General features: G+C 72.6%; 13 protein-coding genes. 10 read left to right on the top strand and 3 right to left on the bottom strand.

The genetic code is table 11. From position 1 onward, the window contains the following. Positions 1–177: 177 nt before the first annotated feature. From O0S08_RS27195 to O0S08_RS27225, 7 genes are all read left to right on the top strand, one after another. Entirely contained in the window at positions 178–1,539 is a 1,362-nt protein-coding gene (locus O0S08_RS27195; RefSeq protein WP_269032208.1) for an HTTM domain-containing protein, read from the top strand. A gap of 647 nt (positions 1,540–2,186) precedes the next feature. Continuing rightward, positions 2,187–2,921, top strand: a complete 735-nt coding sequence (locus tag O0S08_RS27200) for a hypothetical protein (protein ID WP_269032209.1) — start codon at positions 2,187–2,189, stop codon at positions 2,919–2,921. A gap of 546 nt (positions 2,922–3,467) precedes the next feature. Next, the gene (locus O0S08_RS27205; RefSeq protein ID WP_269032210.1) at positions 3,468–4,142 is read left to right on the top strand and encodes a winged helix-turn-helix transcriptional regulator; all 675 of its coding nucleotides are present in this window, start codon (positions 3,468–3,470) and stop codon (positions 4,140–4,142) included. Then, positions 4,139–4,954 (top strand): hypothetical protein, encoded by an 816-nt coding sequence (locus O0S08_RS27210; RefSeq protein WP_269032211.1) that lies wholly within the window; start codon positions 4,139–4,141, stop codon positions 4,952–4,954. The genes O0S08_RS27205 and O0S08_RS27210 overlap by 4 nt, the downstream gene beginning before the upstream one ends. 270 nt (positions 4,955–5,224) lie before the next feature. Continuing rightward, on the top strand, positions 5,225–5,743 hold the full coding sequence (locus O0S08_RS27215; RefSeq protein WP_443094080.1) for an HPP family protein: 519 nt from the start codon (positions 5,225–5,227) through the stop codon (positions 5,741–5,743). A gap of 76 nt (positions 5,744–5,819) precedes the next feature. Further along, positions 5,820–6,431, top strand: coding sequence for a hypothetical protein (locus O0S08_RS27220; RefSeq protein ID WP_269032214.1), 612 nt, complete (start codon positions 5,820–5,822; stop codon positions 6,429–6,431). 220 nt (positions 6,432–6,651) lie between these two features. Continuing rightward, positions 6,652–7,227, top strand: coding sequence for a hypothetical protein (locus tag O0S08_RS27225; RefSeq protein ID WP_269032215.1), 576 nt, complete (start codon positions 6,652–6,654; stop codon positions 7,225–7,227). Positions 7,228–7,396: 169 nt separating this feature from the next. Here the strand turns inward: O0S08_RS27225 and O0S08_RS27230 are convergent, their stop codons facing one another. After that, on the bottom strand, positions 7,397–9,706 hold the full coding sequence (locus O0S08_RS27230; protein ID WP_269032217.1) for an OmpA family protein: 2,310 nt from the start codon (positions 9,704–9,706) through the stop codon (positions 7,397–7,399). Positions 9,707–9,901: 195 nt separating this feature from the next. Here O0S08_RS27230 and O0S08_RS27235 point away from each other — a divergent pair, with 195 nt between their 5' ends. Both O0S08_RS27235 and O0S08_RS27240 read left to right on the top strand, forming a co-directional pair. Continuing rightward, on the top strand, positions 9,902–11,356 hold the full coding sequence (locus O0S08_RS27235) for a DUF4215 domain-containing protein (protein ID WP_269032219.1): 1,455 nt from the start codon (positions 9,902–9,904) through the stop codon (positions 11,354–11,356). Between the two features lie 113 nt (positions 11,357–11,469). After that, positions 11,470–12,408: a ferredoxin reductase domain-containing protein gene (locus O0S08_RS27240; protein WP_269032220.1), complete on the top strand. Its 939-nt coding sequence runs from the start codon at positions 11,470–11,472 to the stop codon at positions 12,406–12,408. A gap of 516 nt (positions 12,409–12,924) precedes the next feature. On the opposite strand, the gene O0S08_RS27245 is transcribed toward O0S08_RS27240, so the two are convergent. Both O0S08_RS27245 and O0S08_RS27250 read right to left on the bottom strand, forming a co-directional pair. Then, the gene (locus O0S08_RS27245; RefSeq protein WP_269032221.1) at positions 12,925–14,769 is read right to left on the bottom strand and encodes a hypothetical protein; all 1,845 of its coding nucleotides are present in this window, start codon (positions 14,767–14,769) and stop codon (positions 12,925–12,927) included. A 13-nt stretch (positions 14,770–14,782) separates the two neighbouring features. Next, a complete protein-coding gene (locus tag O0S08_RS27250; RefSeq protein ID WP_269032222.1) occupies positions 14,783–15,748 on the bottom strand; it encodes an ABC transporter ATP-binding protein in 966 nt (321 codons plus the stop codon). Between the two features lie 309 nt (positions 15,749–16,057). Between O0S08_RS27250 and O0S08_RS27255 the strand changes: the two genes are divergently transcribed. After that, on the top strand, positions 16,058–16,561 hold the full coding sequence (locus O0S08_RS27255; RefSeq protein WP_269032223.1) for a hypothetical protein: 504 nt from the start codon (positions 16,058–16,060) through the stop codon (positions 16,559–16,561). Positions 16,562–16,953: the final 392 nt, after the last annotated feature.

Genomic DNA, 16,953 nt, shown 5'->3' on the forward strand with positions numbered 1-16,953 from the left:
GACGACGACCTGTCCGCCACACCTACGCATGTCCCGAACGACATGCCCTCCCGGACAGCCTCGCCGACCTCCGCCGCCGACTCGTCATCGCATGTCCCTGGAGACATGTCTTCCAAGACCGCAACACCGACCTCCACCGCCGATCCCGCTCCCTCGTCTCAACAAGACCCGAGAGACATGTCCTCCAGGACATCCTCCCCTGCCGCGACCGCCGACCTCCCTGCGCCACCTGTCCCCGGCGCCCCGTCCTCGCGCCTCCTCCGCGCCCTCCTCGCCCCGGTCGACGCGGCCGGCCTGCACGCGTTCCGGATCGGCTTCGGCCTGCTGATGTTCGCCGGCACGATCCGCTTCGCCGCGCGCGGGTGGATCCACCAGCTCTACGTCGATCCGACCTGGCACTTCCACTACTGGGGCTTCGGCTGGCTCGCGCCCCTGCCCGAGGCCGGCATGATCGCAGTGTTTATCGCCCTCGGCGGCCTGTCGCTGCTGGTCGCCGCCGGCGTGTGGTACCGGCCGGCGATCGCCCTGTTCTTCGTCCTCTTCACCTACGTCGAGCTGCTCGACAAGGCCGCCTACCTCAACCACTACTACTTCGTCAGCGTCGTCGCCCTGCTGATGATCGCCCTGCCGCTGGACCGCCGCACGGCCGTCGCCCCCGCCTGGGCGCTGTGGGCCCTGCGGCTGCAGATCGGCCTCGTCTACTTCTTCGCCGGCCTGGCCAAGCTGCGCCCCGACTGGCTGCTCCACGCCCAGCCGCTCAAACTGTGGCTGGCCGCGCGGGCCGACTTCCCGCTGATCGGCCCGCTGCTGCGGCGACCCGAGGCCGCCCACCTCATGAGCTGGGGCGGCGCCGCCTTCGACCTCTCGGTCCCGTTCCTGCTGCTGCACCCGCGCACCCGCCCGTTCGCCTACGCCGGCGTGCTCGTGTTCCACGGCCTCACCGGCGCGCTGTTCCCCGCCATCGGCATGTTCCCGTGGCTGATGTCCGCCGCCGCCCTGGTGTTCTTCCCGCCCGACTGGCCGCGCCGGCTGCGGCGTCGCCTGTCTTCCAGGACATGTCTGATAAAACCTGTCCTTTCGAGCACGTCCTTCCCCGCCCGCCCGCTGCTGCTGGGCGCCCTCGGCCTCCACTTCGCCGTCCAGCTGACGCTGCCGCTGCGCCGCTTCGCCTACCCGGGCGACACCGCGTGGACCGAGGAGGGCTATCGGTTCGCCTGGCAGGTCATGCTGGTCGAGAAGGTCGGCAGCGTCGTCTATCGCGTGCGCGACCCGGCCGGCGGCCGCGAGCGCCTCGTCGATCCCGAGCCCGCCCTGACCGCCCAGCAGGCCAAACAGATGGCTTTCCAGCCCGACATGATCCTCGAGTACGCCCATCACCTGGCCGCCGAGAACCCCGGCGCCGAGGTCCGGGCCGACGTCTTCGTCACCTACAACGGCCGCCCCGCGGCCCGCCTCGTCGACCCCGACGTCGACCTCGCGCGCGAGCGCGACGGCCTCCGGCCCAAGCCGTGGATCTTGCCGGCCCCGCCGCGCCCGTGAGCGCGAGCGAACGGGCTCGCCCTCGCGGAGCCGCGGCCGTCGACCTCCTGCTCGTTCGACCCTCACCAGCGCGAGCGAGAGCGACTTTGGTCGCATCCCCGCTCGGCCTCGCGGAGCCTCCTCCTGACCATTCGACCAGCCTCTCGCATCACGCCCGCGAGCGAGAGCGACAGTGTTCGCAAGTGCGGCCCGATCACCCGCTCGGCCTCGCAACGCCGCCGCCCACCCAGCCCCTCCTGACCATTCGACCAGCCGCCGACATCACGCCCCGGAGCGCGAGGCGAGAGCGACTGTGCTCGCACGTGCGGCCCCATCCCCGCTCGGCCTCCCTCCTGACCTCCTGACCATTCGACCAGCCACCCGACATCACGCCCCTGTGCGCGAGCGACTGACCTATGGACCAGCCGCGCCCCGTCGCGCTCGATCGCCGGTCCGACGTGGTCTTTTCGCCAGATCCCGAGGCGCCCCAGGAGCCCTCCGCGAGCCCGCGCCACGACGTTCTGCGGCCTGCGAAGGCGGCGTCGGCCGCCCACCGACCTCGACGTCACCCACCACCACCGACCTCGGACCCGGCGACCCGCACGACCGACCGGACGCTCTCGTGCGCTTCTTCCGGCGTGGTCGGCCCGCGTAGTATCCTGGGCTCCGTGCCAGCCGTTCGTCTCCGCGCCGTCCTCACCGTCGCCGTCGCCGCCGGGTCCGCCTTCGCGTGTGACCGCTCTCCGCCCCGCGCGCCGGTGACGAACGAGCCCGCGCCCGTCTCGGACGACCCCGCGCTCCCGCCCGGCAGTCCCTCCTACAGCGCGCCGATCTGCAGCGCCGACCAGCTGCTCGCCGGCCTCGACCCGACCCACACCAACACCCGCTTCGAGCACGCCCTGCTGCGCGAGACGGTGCTGAAGCAGACCGACACCGGCCCGCGCCCGCAGCAGTCGCAGACCCTGGCCAGCGTCGGCCTCGCCTGTCAGACCGTCACCGACGTGCCCGCGTGCGCGCGCCTGCTGGCCAGCACCGTCGCCAGCACCTCGCTGTTCGCCGGCTCGAACCCCCAGGCGGTCCGCTACCTCGTGCTGCAGGCCGGCGCCAACGTGCGGCCCGTCGCCACCCGGTCCCAGCTGCTCACGCTGCTCGGCGCCATCGACACGCCCGGCGAGGCCCGCCTGCTCGCCGCCACCCTCGGCGTCCAGCCGCTGTGCGGCGAGGACAGCGTCCGCAACATCGACGGCGGCTACCGCGTGATCAGCAAGCGCAGCCACTCGCAGTGCACCAACCAGTACGAGGGCGTCGTGGTCGACGTCGTCCGCGGCCAGCCCACCGCGGTGTCCACCGCCGACCTCCGCGATCGCACCCTGACCTGCACGCCCCCCGCCGCCACCCCGTGAGCCGGTGCGAGGCAGGCAGGCCGTCCGCCACCTGCCCTTTGGGACATGCCCTGATGCACATGTCCTGAAGCGCCTTCCGCTGGCGCTCCCGCGCCGTCCGACGACCAACCGTGGGGGTCGTACACCGGCCGCGAGGTCGCATGTCGGCATCTTTGGACCGCCCGCCGCTCACCGGCCGACTAGCCACTGCAGCCGCGGACGCTCACCTGTCCGCGAGACCATCGCCTTCAGCGCCTGGTTGAGGGCAGCTGCCCTGCCCCGGCTCACCCGTCTCGCCACCTGGCCTCAAGGACATCCCGCCTGCCTGGCCGCCGCGCCGCGAATTCTCGCCTGTCCCGAAGGCCATCCCACCCCCGGACAGCGCCTCCCCGCGGATCGGTCGACCGCCGCCCGCGCATCGACCGCGCGCCGCTCGCCCGCCCGCCCGAATTCCTGCGAATTCGCCCCCTGCGGCCCTCCTCACGCCCGACGCGCGATAACGCACGGAGAGACTTGCAATCAGCAAGTCCGGTGCGTCAAGACAATTTGGGCTATTTTCGCCCCTGCATGGCCACCCGGAGCTACGGGAGTTACTGCGGGGTCGCCCGCGCGCTCGAGATCGTCGGCGAGCGGTGGGCCCTGCTCATCGTCCGCGACCTGCTCGTCGGCCCGCGGCGCTTCACCGACCTCCAGCGCGGCCTGCCGCGGATCCCCACCAACGTCCTCTCGACCCGGCTCAAGGAGCTCGAGCACGCCGACGTCGTCCGGCGGCGCCTCCTGCCGCGCCCGGGCGGCGCGATCGTCTACGAGCTCACCGATCGCGGCCGCGCGCTCGAGCCCGCGGTGCTGGCGCTCGGCCGCTGGGGCGCGCCGCTTTTGGGCGAGCCCGCCGCCGACGAGATCGTCACCGCCGACTCCCTGGTGATGGCGATCCGCACCACCTTCCACCCCGAGCTGGCGCGGGGCCTGCACCTCGGCTTCGAGCTGCGCGTGGGCGGCCTGGTGGTCCACGCCCGGATCGACGACGGGGCGCTCGCCACCGCCGCGGGCCCGCTCGCCGGCGCCGACCTGGTCCTCGAGACAGATCTGGCCCTGCGCGCGCTGATGGCCGGTGAGCTGGCCCCCGCCGACGCCGTTGCCGGCGGCGCGATCCGGATCCAGGGCGAGCCGGCGCTGCTGACGACGTTCGCCGCGCTGTTCCGGATCGAGCACGTACCCGCCGGCGCTACCTTCGAGGGATGACCCCTCGAAGGCTCCTCGCGGGCGCGCTCCTGCTGTGCGCCTGTCCGAACGAACAGATGAGCGGGGGCGCGACGGTCTCTGCCACCGACGCGACCACCACCGACGCGAACATCCCCGACGTACCGACCACCACCGCGACCACGACCTCGGGCAGCGCCACCGTCACCGCCTGCGAGAAGAAGGCCCTCGCCACCGAGGCGACAGCCGGGCTCCGCTGCCCCTGCGAGGTCGACCTCGGCGCGTACACCGACGTCGACGGCTGCATCGCCGACTTCATCGCCACCGCCAACGACCCGTGCCTGTGCGACATCGAGGAAGACCCTGCGCACGCGCCCTTCGTCGCCTGCCTGGCCGACGCCGCGGTCCAGTACCAGGGCTGCCTGGAGCCGCTCAAGTGCGCCGACCAGGACGCGTTCTACACCTGCAACGGCCGCTACGCCGACGCCATGGCCGCCTGCGAGGACGGCGCCAAGGCCAGCGTCGGCGCCATGGCGGTCGCGTGCAACGGCCAGCCCGCGTTCGCCTGCGACGGCGGCGGGCAGATCCTGGCCCAGTACGAGTGCGACGGAGAACCTGACTGCAAGGACATGTCCGACGAGGTCAAGGCGAACTGCACGTTCGTGTGCGACGACGGCCAGGAGATCCTCGTCTTCAACAAGTGCGACGGCGCCCCCGACTGCGACGACATGTCCGACGAGGCCACGGCCCTGTGCTACTTCTCGTGCGACGACGGCCTCGAGATCCCCAAGAGCTGGATCTGCGACGGCAACGAAGACTGCGCCGACAAGACCGACGAAGCCATGTGCCCGTGAGCCGGGCACGGCTCCCCGCCACGACGAGGACGAGCCGGAGACTCCGAGCCCGGCCGAGCGACTGCGGCCCCAGGCCGCGAGCGTTCGAGGTCGCCTCGTCGTCGCAGATGAGGCCGTTTCGTCGCCGGGGCGTCCCGTGCGCGTCGCCACGAACGGTCCTGCATCCCCGCACGAGAGACCGTCCTCGCGCGCAGCACCACGTGGCCCCCACACGCGCCGCGAACCGCCGACCCACTTCCGCCGCCGGCCTCGCCGGGCCATGCTCACGCCGTGCCTGACCCGCTCCCCTCGCGCCTCGCCCGCGCCGCGCGCGTGAGCTTCGGCGCCGGCCTGGCGATCGCTGTCTGTTCGGCCATGGCCTTGTGGACAGAGATGCCGTGGGTGTTCCCCTCGCTCGGGCCGACCGCCTTCCTCGCGTTCGTCGCCCCCGCGGCGCCGGCCAACCACCCGCGCCGCGTGCTCGTCGGCCACGCCATCGCCGTCGTGTCCGGGGCCGCGGCGGTGCGCCTGTTCGGCGTCGCCGACGTCCCGGCCGTGCTGGCCCAATTCGACCTCGCCCACCTCGGCGCCGTGACCTTCGCGATCGCGGCCACCGGCGGCCTCGCCGTCCTCCTCGACGCCGAGCACGCGCCCGCCGGCGCCACCACCTTGATCGTCGCCCTCGGCCTGATCCGCGACCCGCGCGACCTCGCCCTCATCGAGGCCGCAGTGCTCGTGCTCGTGCTCGTCTGCGCGGTCCTGCGGCGCCTCGGCCTCGGCCAGCCCCCGCCGCCCGCGACGGGTCCTTGAAAACATGTCCCATCGGACATATGAATCGCCGGCGGGGCCCTTGTCGGCGGCCGCGAGACCAGCCCATACTCGAGGCATGACATACGCCTCGCTCGTCCGCGCCGCCCTCGTCGCCGCCCTGCTCGCCGCCTGCTCGGAGCGGGACCCGCTCGACTCTGCCACCGACAGCGCCGGTCCGACCGGCGATCCGTCCGCCGGCCCGGGCAACATGTCTGAAGGGACAGACACGAGCACCGCCGAAAGCACCACCACCGACGACACCGCGCCGACCGGCACGCTCACCGACGCCACCGGTACCACCGACGCTCCCACCACCTTGCCGATGACGGTGCCGGCCACGGCGACCGGCACCACCGGCGCGGGGCTCAGCCACGCGGTCGACATCCAGCCGATCTGGGACGCCAACTGCGTCACGAGCTGTCACACCCCCGGAGGGACCTCCGCCGCGTGGTTCGTCATCTCCGAGGACGCCCTCGGAGCGCTCGTCGATCAGCCTGCCCTCGAGCTGCCGTCGATGATGCTGGTCGCCCCCGGCGATCCCGAGGGCAGCTACCTCTGGCACAAGATCAACAACAGCCACATCGACGTCGGCGGTAACGGCACCGCGATGCCGCCGCCTCCAGGGAGCCTCTCCGTGGGCGACATCGACACCATCGGCCAGTGGATCCTCGCCGGCTGCCCTCCGTGAGACCGGCCTCGGCCCGAGCGCCGAGGATGTCCCTGTCGCCCCTGGCGACTCGCCTGCGATGCGGCAGACAGGCCGCGGCGGCGTGGCCTCGACGCGGGGCCCCGGGCGTCGGGCGCGCTACGGGCCACCGCCCGTCCTCGGCCGCACGGCGCCGCGCGTGCGCAAGCGCTCGCTCCGCCCCCTGCCGCCGCGCCGCGCCCTTGTCTACACCTTCGGGGCCATGACCCGCGCCGCGCTCGTCCTCGGCCTCGTCCTGTGCGCCTGCAAGGAGCCCACGGGTTCGAACACGGGCGGGCTCGTGGTCGTGTCGGACACCTCGCCGACCGAGTTCGGTGACCCGCCCGAGTGCGGCACCACCGGCGGCGCGACCGACGGCACCGGCGGCGCGACCGACGGCACCGGCGACGCCGACCCGACCACGACTTCCGGACAGGTCCCCGAGGACATGTCCGAAGGGGAAGCCTTCTGCGCCGCCCTGACCTCGGCCCCGGCCTGCGACGGCGTCACCCACGGCGACGGCACCTGCCGCTGGCTCGACGTCGTCCCCGTCTACCCCGGCACCTGCGAGATCACCCAGCTGTTCCGCACCTGCGTGTTCGTGCCCGCCGAGAGCGAGTGCCCGGTCCCGACCTCGTGCGACCAGATCGGCCTCGGCGTGTACGGCCGCCGCGGCTGCGACGGCGCCGTCGAGCTGATCATGGCCGGCCCGAGCGAGGGCCTGTGCGGCACGCCCGTGGGCTGGCCGCTGTGCGCCGGCGACGACCCCCCGCCCGAGTGCACCTGCGCCTGCTCCTGAGCGGGGCCCGCCGCGGGGCGGCTCAGCACAACGCCACGGCTTCGTCAGGACCGTCAGCCTGTCCCATGGACCATGCCCTGGGGAACAGGCGGCTCCGCACGGCGCCGCGGCTTCGCCAGGGCTGTCCGCGCTTCCTGTCCCGCGGACCATGCCCTGCGGGACAGCCGGCTCAGGGCGACGGCGGCGCGGCCTCGGCGCCCTTCTTCGGCGCCTTCGCCGGCTTGGCCGGGGCCGTGGGGGCGCCCTTGTAGCGGGTCACCTTGATCGCGGTGCGGTTGTTCTTGGCCCGACCGGCGGCGGTCAGGTTGACCGCGACCGGGCTGTTGTCGCCGTAGCCGTTGGCGGTGACGCGCTCGGGGCTGACGCCCTTCGCCAGCAGCGCGCTGCGGACCGCGTCGGCGCGCTCGCTGCTGCGCTGCTTCGGGTTGCCGCGGTCGTCCGTGTGGACCCCGATCTCGATCTCCTCGTACTCGGGGTGCGTGTTGAGGAACGCCGCCAGCTGCTCGACGAGCGGCGCGCTCTTGTCGTCGACCCCGTTGGCCGAGGTGTACCTGATCGCCTTCTTGAGGCGCAGCTTCTTGCCCTTGCCGCTGACCAGCGGCGTCTCGACCGGCGTCGCCCGGCGCAGCGACTCCTTCACCGTCGTGAACTGCTCGCCCGGGGCCACCGTGAAGCGCAGCGACTTGTCCTCGAAGCCGGGCGCGCGGGCGATCGCGAAGTAATCGCCGGCCGGCAGCTCGAGGCGGATGAGGCCGCCCTCGGTGCTCGTGAACGGCTCGTCGACCCCGTTGCCCGAGACCGCCAGCGTGACCAGCACCGGCTGGCCCGCCTCGTCGGTGAACGCCCCGTCGAGGATCCCGACCGGCGGCGTGTTGGCGACGTCCATCGTGATCGTGATCTGCGTGTCCTCGCCGGCCTTGATGTCCGCGGTCGCGTCCTTGGTGGCCTTGTTGGCCAGCTCGACCTGGATCGCCACCTGGCCCTCGGGGAACCGGTAGCTGGTGAAGTTGCCCTGGTCGTCGGTGAGGATCGCGTTGCTGGCCGCGCCGGGGAACCGCACCTTGGCCCCGGGGACCGGCGCGCCGGTGCTGTCGAACACCTGGCCGACCACCCGACCCTCGACCACCGCGGGCGCGGGCAGCGGCTCGCTGGTGGCCGGAGCGGGCACCTCCTTGATCACCGGGTTGGGGTCGATCGACCAGCCGAGGCCGAGGATCACCTGCCACGGCGCCACCGGCGGGCCGTACTCGAAGTTGGGCGACACCATGCCGATGTCGACCGCCGCGTCGAGGTGCAGGCCGGCGATCACGTTGGCGCGCAGGCCGACGGTGCCCCACAGGCTCGAGCGCGGCAGCGGCGACGGCCTCGCGCCGGCCTGGAAGAACACCGGCATCTCGGCGGTGGCGACGTCCCACGCGAGCTCGACGATCGGGTCGAGGCCGAACTTGCCCTCCTTGCCGAGGCGGACCGGGAAGTCGAGGCCGTAGCGCATGCGCACGCGGCTCGGTGCCACGCCGAGGGCGAAGCGGGACACCTCGCGGCTGGTCGGGTCGGTGAACTTCTCGAAGTCGATCAGCTTGCTCGAGTTGTCGAGGATCCAGCCGATGTTGGTCGAGAACCGCACCGGCACCTGCTTCTTCGTCAGGTAGCGGACGTCGAGGGTGAACAGGAAGTCGATGTTGAAGTTGACCTTGTCGGTGAGCAGCCGGCTCGTGCCCGACAGCAGGCCGATGCCCATCTGACCGCCGAGGCCGATCGCGCCGCCCTTGACGAAGCGGTGCGCGCCCTTGATGCCGAAGTCGAGGTCGCCGAGCGCGAACTGGTTGACTTGATCCTGGCGGCCGGGCTGCGCGCGAGCGTTGCGCGAGGCCTGGCTGTGCACCGCCAGGTACACCTCGCCCCACTTGAACGGGCTGTAGCCGATGTTGACCGTGCCGCGCACGCGGCCCTGCTGGTCGGGCCCGTGCTCGTCGCTGTTGTAGATGAAACCTTCCTTGCGGAAGAAGTCAGTGTGAAGGCGGACGCGGACCGTGTGGCGCCCGCCGACGTCGGCCAGCGTGGTGTGATAGAGGCCGAGGCCGCCGCGCAGGCTGTTGACCGCCGGTTCGCGCCGCCCCTGGACATAGCCCGGCAGTTGCTCGCGGCTCAGCTCCTGCTTCGCGGCCGGGGCCGGCACCTCGACCTCGGGCCCGGGCGCCGGCGCCTCGGTCGTGGTGGTATTGGTACTTCCGGACAGGTCCCCGGAGACAGCCCCGCTCACCTCGCCACCGGCGGCCCCCTCGGCGCCTGCGGGCGGGGCGACGGCCCCTGGATCGCCGCTGGGCAACGTCGGCGGCGCGTCCCCTGGTGCGGCGGGCGGCGTCTCGCTGGCAGGTGGCGTCGTCGCGTCCGCGGGGAGCGGAGGCGGCTCCGCCGCGGAGGCGCGGAGGGGCAAGCCCAGGAAGATCCCCGAGAGCGCAAACAGCGAGGCGCGTCGCATACGAGAGAAGCGTCCTCCAAACGCGGCACACCTGTCAAACCTTTGTGGCGATCCGCCCCCGGGCGTGCGGACGCGAGCACGGGAGTTTGGCCGGTGCACCACCAACTATTTTCGGACCATGCCGCCAGACTGCGACGGAAAGCGACAAACGCGGCGATTGAAGACCGAGGCCCCACGGCGTGCGATCATGCAGTCATGTCGAACGCCTATCTCCCCGCCCGCGCGACGCGGCGCACGGCCCTGTGCCTTGGCCCCTGGCTCCTGATCGCCACCGCTTGCCCCTCGGACGGCACAACGACCACCGATTCGGCCACGAGCGATCCGACCACCACGACCTCGACCTCGGGCACGACCGAGCCGGACGCCACGACCACCACGACCTCGGACACGCCGACCGGAACCGACCCGACCAGCGAGCCCCCGACGTCGACGAGCACCGGCCCCGCTCCCGCCGTCTGCGGCGACGGCGTCGTCGCCGACAGCGAAGTCTGCGACGACGGCAACGACGAGCCCGACGACGGCTGCAACAAGAAGTGCGAGAAGACCGGCGCAGTCTTGTGGACCTATACCCACAACGGCGCGGCCGACGAGGACGACATCATGGGCGCAGTCGCCATCGACCCCACCGGCAAGATCATCATCGTCGGCAACGAGGGCGTCACGCCGGCCGACACGGACATGCTGCTCATCGCCCTCAACCCCGACGGCACCGAGCTGTGGAAGAAGACCTACCCGGACATGAACGGGCTGCCCAACTACTTCAACGCGGTGGTGCTCGGCGACGACGGCACCATCTACGCCGCCGGCGTCGAGCAGACGGTGAAGGACGTGGCGTCGCCCGTGGTGCGCTCGTTCGACCCCGACGGCAACGAGGGCTGGACGTTCATCGAGCCGCCCGCCGACATGCTCGACGCCTCGATCTCCGGCCTCTTGCTCGCCGACGGCGAGCTCTACTCTACCGGCGGCGAGGGCCTGACGGACAAGTCGGCGCAGCTGGTCGTGCGCCGCCACGACCTCGCCACCGGCGAGGCCGAGTGGAAGGCGGCGACGCAGGCCGGCTTCGCGTACGCGAACGGCAACGGCATCGTCAAGACGGCCGACGGCGTGCTCGTCGCCGGGCTCGTCCAGGACGACAAGTACCTGAGCCGGCCGCTGATCGTCGTCGTCGACGACGGGGGCACGATCGTCAGCGAGGAGGTCGAGGATCACCCCGGCGGCGCCTGGTTCGACGCCGAGGCCGTGGGCGCGGGCGGCGACATCGCCCTCGTCGGTCGCCGGATGCCGGAGGGCGTCACCGGCTACGACTTCGGCCTGCGGCGCGTCGGCCCCGACCTCACGGTGCAGTGGACCGACATCTACGACCACGAATTCCTCTACGGCACCGGCTTCGGCCTCGGCGTCGGCCCGGACGAGCGGATCTTCGCCGCCGGCTTCCACGTCGCCCCGGGGCAGTTCAACGACGTGTTCGGCGCCCTCTACGCCGGCGACGGCGCCCGGCTGTGGACCCACACCTACAACAACGACGACATCGACCTCTACGACGAGGGCCGCGACGCCGCCTGGGGCCCGGACTTCCTGATCCTCGCCGGCAACTCGGACGTCCTCGGCGAGGGCGCCAACCTCTGGGTCCGCGCCTTCAAGGCGGACTGATCTCGCTTTTTGCCGTATAATCTCGGCGACCCGACCGGTGGGCCGGGGCGCCGAATTTCCGGCCTTTCCACCGGCGCTTGTTCCGCCGCACATTGCCCGGGTAAAGTCACACCATGGCCAAAGAGCTCGTGTACAACGCCACTCTCGTCGAGCGCGAGGACCTCACCCCCGCCCTCGCGGTGTTCCGGATCCGCCCCGACGAAGCGCTGCCCGGTGAGGGTTCGTGGTTCGTGCCCGGGCAATATCTCACGATCGGCCTCAACAACACCGAGAAGCCCGAACTCGGCAGCGTGCGACGGCCGATGTCGATCGCCTCGGCCCCCGAGCGGCGCGACCTGGTCGAGTTCTACATCCGCTTCGTCGACAAGCCGGAGTCGGACAACCCGCTGACGCACCTGTTGTGGAAGACCCGCGTCGGCGACCGCATGTTCTTGCGCTCGCAGCCGGTCGGCAAGTTCACGGTCGAGGACACCATGGGCCACGACGCGCGGCTCAAGGTGTGCGTGGCCGCCGGCACCGGCCTGGCGCCATTCCTGTCGATGGTGCGCAGCAAGGTCAACCAGGACCCGGGCACGCGGCTCGACGACTGGGCGATCATCCACGGCGCCAGCTACAGCAAGGACCTCGGCTACCGCGACGAGCTCGAGCACCTGGCCGGCAAGCACGGCCTGCGCTACCTGCCCACCGTCAGCCGTCCGCGCGAGGAGACCCACTGGTCCGGCCACGTCGGCCGGGCCGAGGACTTCTTCCTGGCCGATCGCCTGCCTGGCCTCGAGGACAGCCTCGGCCTCGACCGCAACACCTTCCGCCCCGACCGCGTCGGCATCCTGATCTGCGGCCTCCAGGGCACCATCGGCGCCACCATCGAGCGCCTGCTCCACCGCGGCTTCGTGCCCGACAACCGCAAGATCCGCCGCGCCCTCGAGATCCCCGAGGACATGCGGGCGCACACCTTCTACGAGGCGTACGACACCATCCCGCCGATCGACCTCAACGACGTCCCGCGGGTCGCCGAGCTCAAGTCGACCTTCCACGGCGCCGGCCGCGGCTGAGCGCGCCGCGGCGCGGTGCCGACAATGGCCCGAAGGACAGGTTCCTTCGGGCCTCGTCGCTGCCCGCTCGCCGGGATCCGTCGCCCGAGAACGCCCCGGGCCGGCAGGACCAGTTGCCTTCGGGCCTTTTCGCTGCCCGCTCGCCGGGATCCGTCGCCCGAGAACGCCCCGGGCCCGCAGGACCAGTTGCCTTCGGGCCTTTTCGCTGCCCGCCTCGCCGGAATCCGTTGGCCGAGAACGTCTCGGGCCCGCAGGACCGGTTGCCTTCGGGCCTTTCGCTGCGCGCCTCGGCGTCGCCCCCGAGGCAGCCCTTCGGCCCGAAGGACGGGTCGCCTTGGTGCCTTTTCGCCGCGCGCATCGCTCGCGGTACCGGTCGCACCGGGCTCCGAGGACGGACGACCCGATTGGAGCGGCCCGGTCGCGGACGACGGGGCGCCGCGACCGCCGGGTCCGAGAAAGATCAATGGCCCGAAGGACATGTCCTTCGGGCCATTGAGCGGACCTCGCCGCGGCCGCCTATTCGCCGGTCACCGGCGCGACCGACGACGGGCGCCGGAGCGCGCGCAGCAGCGTCCACGGGATGGCGACGGTGAGGGCGGCCTGGACCAGGCCGAGCAGCGGGCTCAGCTCGGTGAACACGAACACGGACTGGTTGCGGAAGGCGAGCTCATCGCCGGAGCGGGCCCACACCGCCATCTCGCAGAACGCGACCGCCAGCATCGCCGTGCACACGCCGGCCCACAGGCGCGAGGCGAACGTCATCGGCGCCACCGCCACGCGCAGGGCCAGCAGCGCGGCGACGACCAGGAACCAGCCGGTGTAGAGCAGCGCGACGGGCTGCCACAGCAGCCACATGGACCCCTCGCGGAGCAGCATCGCGGCCAGCAGCAGGTAGAGGCCGGCCCAGCCGACGAACTCGCCGACCAGCGAGCCCACCGGCGTGCGGCGCATGGCCGGCGGGACGTCCCCGGTCGGGGCCCGCATCATCAGCAGGATCGCCAGCGGGATCGACAGCAGGCCGAGGTTGAGCAGGTAGAACTCCTCGGCGCGCCACGGGTGCGGCGGGTTGGCGGTGGTCACGAGCACCATCGCCACGACCGCCCCGACCAGCGCCTCGCCGCGGCGCAGCGACACCAGCGAGGTGTTGCCGACCCGGCGAGCCAGCGCGCGCAGGCCGAGGAGCGCCAGGGTCAGCATGCCGACGGCGCCGACGAGCACCGGCACGGTCGTGTCGTGCGCCAGGCCGAAGCCCCGGTCGCCGTCGCCGATCCCGAACGCCTGGGCCAGCGAGTGGCTGGCGGCCGCCTGCGGCAGCAGGGCCAGGGTGCCGGCTGTCCGTTCGGACAGCTCCGACGCGAGCGCCACGCCGACCCCGCCGAGGATGCCGAGGGTCGCCGCCAGCCCGCCGCCGACCAGCCCGGGCGAGCGGACCTTGCCGAGCGCGAGCCCGGCCAGCTGCCCGAGCATGACGAGGAACGCCCCGCCGGCCAGGACCACGGCGACCAGCGCCAGCGCGGCCCCGAGGTGACCGACCACCGCCGCCGCCCCCAGCAGGAGCAGCAGCTGCGGCGCCGCCAGCACCCCGACGATCGCCAGCGGCCCGGCGGTCAGCCCGAGCGCCAGCTCCTGGGCCCGCAGCGCGCTGCCGGCCAGCGGCTGCAGCGTGTTCTCGTGGGTCTCCTGGGCCATCTGCGTGCCCGCCAGCACCGGCGCGGCCAGCAGCAACAGCAGCAGCAGGGCCCCGCCGGCGAACACCCCCGTCAGGCGCAGCGCGTCGATCGGCGGCAGCGGCGAGGCGTACTGCTCGACCGCCGGCCGCATCCCTCGCATCACCACCGCCTGCAGCGCCGCGACCTCGTCGGCGTCGTACCAGTTGTACTCCGGCAGGCTGTGCTTGCTGAGCGGAGGGACATGCTCTTTCGACCATGTCTCGAGGGCCAGAATTGCATCGCCCTGGAGCTTGCGGTGGGCCCGCGGCGCCTCGCCGACGGCCGCCCGCTGCAGCCGCGACTCGGCCATGTCGATCGCGTTGCCGGCCCGGTAGCCGATTTCGTCGTAGCCCGGCGTCTGCCCGGTGAAGCGCCGCTCGAGCTCGCGGCGCAGCCCCGCGGCGTCCTCGGCCGAGTCGGCGATCAGGACGAAGCGCCGGTCCTCCTGGCGGTGGCGGCTCTCTTCGAGGTCGAAGCCGACCCGCAGCGCGCGCTCGAAATCACCTGTCCCGAGGGCCAGCCAGGTGCCGAGCACCGCCGACAGCGCGGCGAGCAGCACGGACAGCCCGAGCAGGCGGCGGCCGCGAGGGCCGCGGAGGGCCCGGGCGACGAAGGGCCGGGCGGCGGAGCGGATCGAGAGGGCACGAGGCATGGCGGGCTCCTGGCTAGTTGACGCGGTCTTCGGACAGGCGGTTATAGACGTCTTCGAGGCGGCTGCGGACGCGGCTGCAGGTGACCACGCGGACCCCTGCGCTCACCAGCGCGGCGAGGGCGTCGGCCATGCGGTCCTCGCCGCCGGGGATCTGGGCGGTGATGGTCTCGCAGCCGTCCTCGAACCCGCTGGCCTCGATCAGCGCCCGGTGCTGCACCAGCACCTCGCGCGCCCGCTCGCTGCCGGCCCCGTCCGCGCTCGTCGGCGGCAGCAGCCGCAGCTCGTAGACGAACCGGCGGACCTCGTAGCGCTCGATGATGTCGGCGACGTCGCCGGCGACCACCAGCTTGCCCTGCTGCAGGATCGCCAGCTGATCGCACAGGTCGTCGAGCTCGCGGAGGATGTGCGACGAGATCAGCACCGTCGCCCCGCGCTCGCGCGTGCGCTGCAGGATCGCCCGCAGCTCGCTGCGCCCGCGCGGGTCGAGGCCGTCGGCCGGCTCGTCGAGGATGAGCAGCCTCGGCCGGTGCAGCAGGCAGCGGGCGATCAGCAGCCGCTGGCGCATCCCCTTCGACAGCGAGCCCGCCGGCGCGTCGCGCTTGTCGACCAGGTCGAAGGTCACCAGCATGTCCTCGACCGCCGCGTCGAGCTCCTTGTCGGGCACGCGGAAGCACTCGCCGAAGAAGCGCAGGTACTCGGCCGGGCTCATGTGCTTGTAGAGCGGATTGCCGTCGCCGAGGAAGCCGATCGACCGCCGCAGCTCGGCGTCGTCGATCTCCGGGGCCCGGCCGTCGAACCGGATCTCGCCCTCGGTCGGCCGCATCACCGTCGCCAGCATGCGCAGGGTCGTCGACTTGCCGGCGCCGTTCGGACCGATGAGGCCGCAGATCGAGCCGCTGGGGACCGTCAGGTCGAGGCCGCGGATCGCCCAGCGGTCGCCGTCGTAGGTCTTGCCGAGGTTCCGCAGGTCGATCCGCATGCCGTTCGCGCGACGAACGCCGCCGCGCCCGCGATTATTTCACCGCATCCGTCCCCGCCCGTCGAGCGCCCGCGGCCGCGGGCACCTGTCCTTCGAGACATCTTCTCTCCAGGCCGCGGCCCTGCGGCCGGGCACCTCGGGCCCGCGCTCCCGTCGCCCGCCGGAGCCACCGCGGGATCCGGGCCGCGTCGCGCCCGATCGCCGGCCGCGGCCTTGCTCCGGCCCACCCCGGTCGGGTCCGCCCGCTCGCGGCGCGGACTTGCGTCACACGCTGCTGCGGCGCCCAGATGGCCTGGTATGCTGCGCCGCATGCGACGCCCGCTCATCGCCGCGCTCCTGCTCGCCGCCTGCGGTCCCTCCGCCCCAGCGCCCACCGAGGTCGCCAAGAGCGCTCCTGCCGAGGCCGCCAAGGCCCCCACCCCGAGCCCGGCGGCCGCGACCGCTTCCACCCCCACCCCCTCCCCCTCTCCCTCCCCCGCGCCCGGGCCCGTCCGCGCCGAGGAGAAGCTGGCGATCCCGAAAGAGCCGCCGCTCACTCCCGAAGAGATCGCGCTCATCGAGGCCGACCCGAAGACCCTCACCCCCGATCAGCGCCGCGCGCGGGCCCACGCCCTCCGCCGGAAGATCCTGCAGAACCCCGACAGTCCGCAGGCGCAGCAGCTCGAGAAGCTGCGCCGCGAGGTCGAGGCCGGCGTGGTCAAGCCGGAGCTCCCGCCCAAGTCCGGCGACTCCGGCAAGGGCCTCACCCTCCACGCCCCCGGCCCGGCCAACCCCGCGCCCGCGCCCGCACCCGCACCCGCGCCCGCGCCGTGAGCAGCGCCGGCGCTCGCCGCCAGCCCGTCTCCTCCGCCGCGCATGACTGTCCTCCGGACCAGGTGCCCGAGCGGTCGAGCCGGCGATGCACTCGCGCTCCGGACTGTCGCCCAGGCCCCGAGCACCTTCGCCTGTCCTTTCGACCAGGCAGACGAGACCGGCGGCCCACCTCTTCCTCCGAACGGACGCTCTCGTGGGGGAGACGGCATCCGACTGTCCCTTCGAGCAGACGCACTCGCCGAGACGCCGGCCGCCCGCCTGCCCTTTCGACCAGGTCACTCCCCCGCCCGCCTGACCTTTCGACCAGGTCGCTCCCCCGCCAGCGCACCCGCCTGCCCTTTCGACCAGGTCACTCCCCCGCCCGCATGTCCCCGCATGTCTCTTCGACCCGA

Source organism: Nannocystis punicea (assembly GCF_026965555.1).
Lineage (GTDB): Bacteria > Myxococcota_A > Polyangia > Nannocystales > Nannocystaceae > Nannocystis > Nannocystis punicea.

Excerpts from the sequence above, each read along its gene's own strand:
- O0S08_RS27195 (WP_269032208.1), top strand. The coding sequence starts at position 178 with ATGTCCTCCAGGACATCCTCCCCTGCCGCGACCGCCGACCTCCCTGCG.
- O0S08_RS27205 (WP_269032210.1), top strand. The coding sequence starts at position 3,468 with ATGGCCACCCGGAGCTACGGGAGTTACTGCGGGGTCGCCCGCGCGCTC.
- O0S08_RS27210 (WP_269032211.1), top strand. The coding sequence starts at position 4,139 with ATGACCCCTCGAAGGCTCCTCGCGGGCGCGCTCCTGCTGTGCGCCTGT.
- O0S08_RS27220 (WP_269032214.1), top strand. The coding sequence starts at position 5,820 with ATGACATACGCCTCGCTCGTCCGCGCCGCCCTCGTCGCCGCCCTGCTC.
- O0S08_RS27225 (WP_269032215.1), top strand. The coding sequence starts at position 6,652 with ATGACCCGCGCCGCGCTCGTCCTCGGCCTCGTCCTGTGCGCCTGCAAG.
- O0S08_RS27230 (WP_269032217.1), bottom strand. The coding sequence starts at position 9,706 with ATGCGACGCGCCTCGCTGTTTGCGCTCTCGGGGATCTTCCTGGGCTTG.
- O0S08_RS27235 (WP_269032219.1), top strand. The coding sequence starts at position 9,902 with ATGTCGAACGCCTATCTCCCCGCCCGCGCGACGCGGCGCACGGCCCTG.
- O0S08_RS27240 (WP_269032220.1), top strand. The coding sequence starts at position 11,470 with ATGGCCAAAGAGCTCGTGTACAACGCCACTCTCGTCGAGCGCGAGGAC.
- O0S08_RS27245 (WP_269032221.1), bottom strand. The coding sequence starts at position 14,769 with ATGCCTCGTGCCCTCTCGATCCGCTCCGCCGCCCGGCCCTTCGTCGCC.
- O0S08_RS27250 (WP_269032222.1), bottom strand. The coding sequence starts at position 15,748 with ATGCGGATCGACCTGCGGAACCTCGGCAAGACCTACGACGGCGACCGC.
- O0S08_RS27255 (WP_269032223.1), top strand. The coding sequence starts at position 16,058 with ATGCGACGCCCGCTCATCGCCGCGCTCCTGCTCGCCGCCTGCGGTCCC.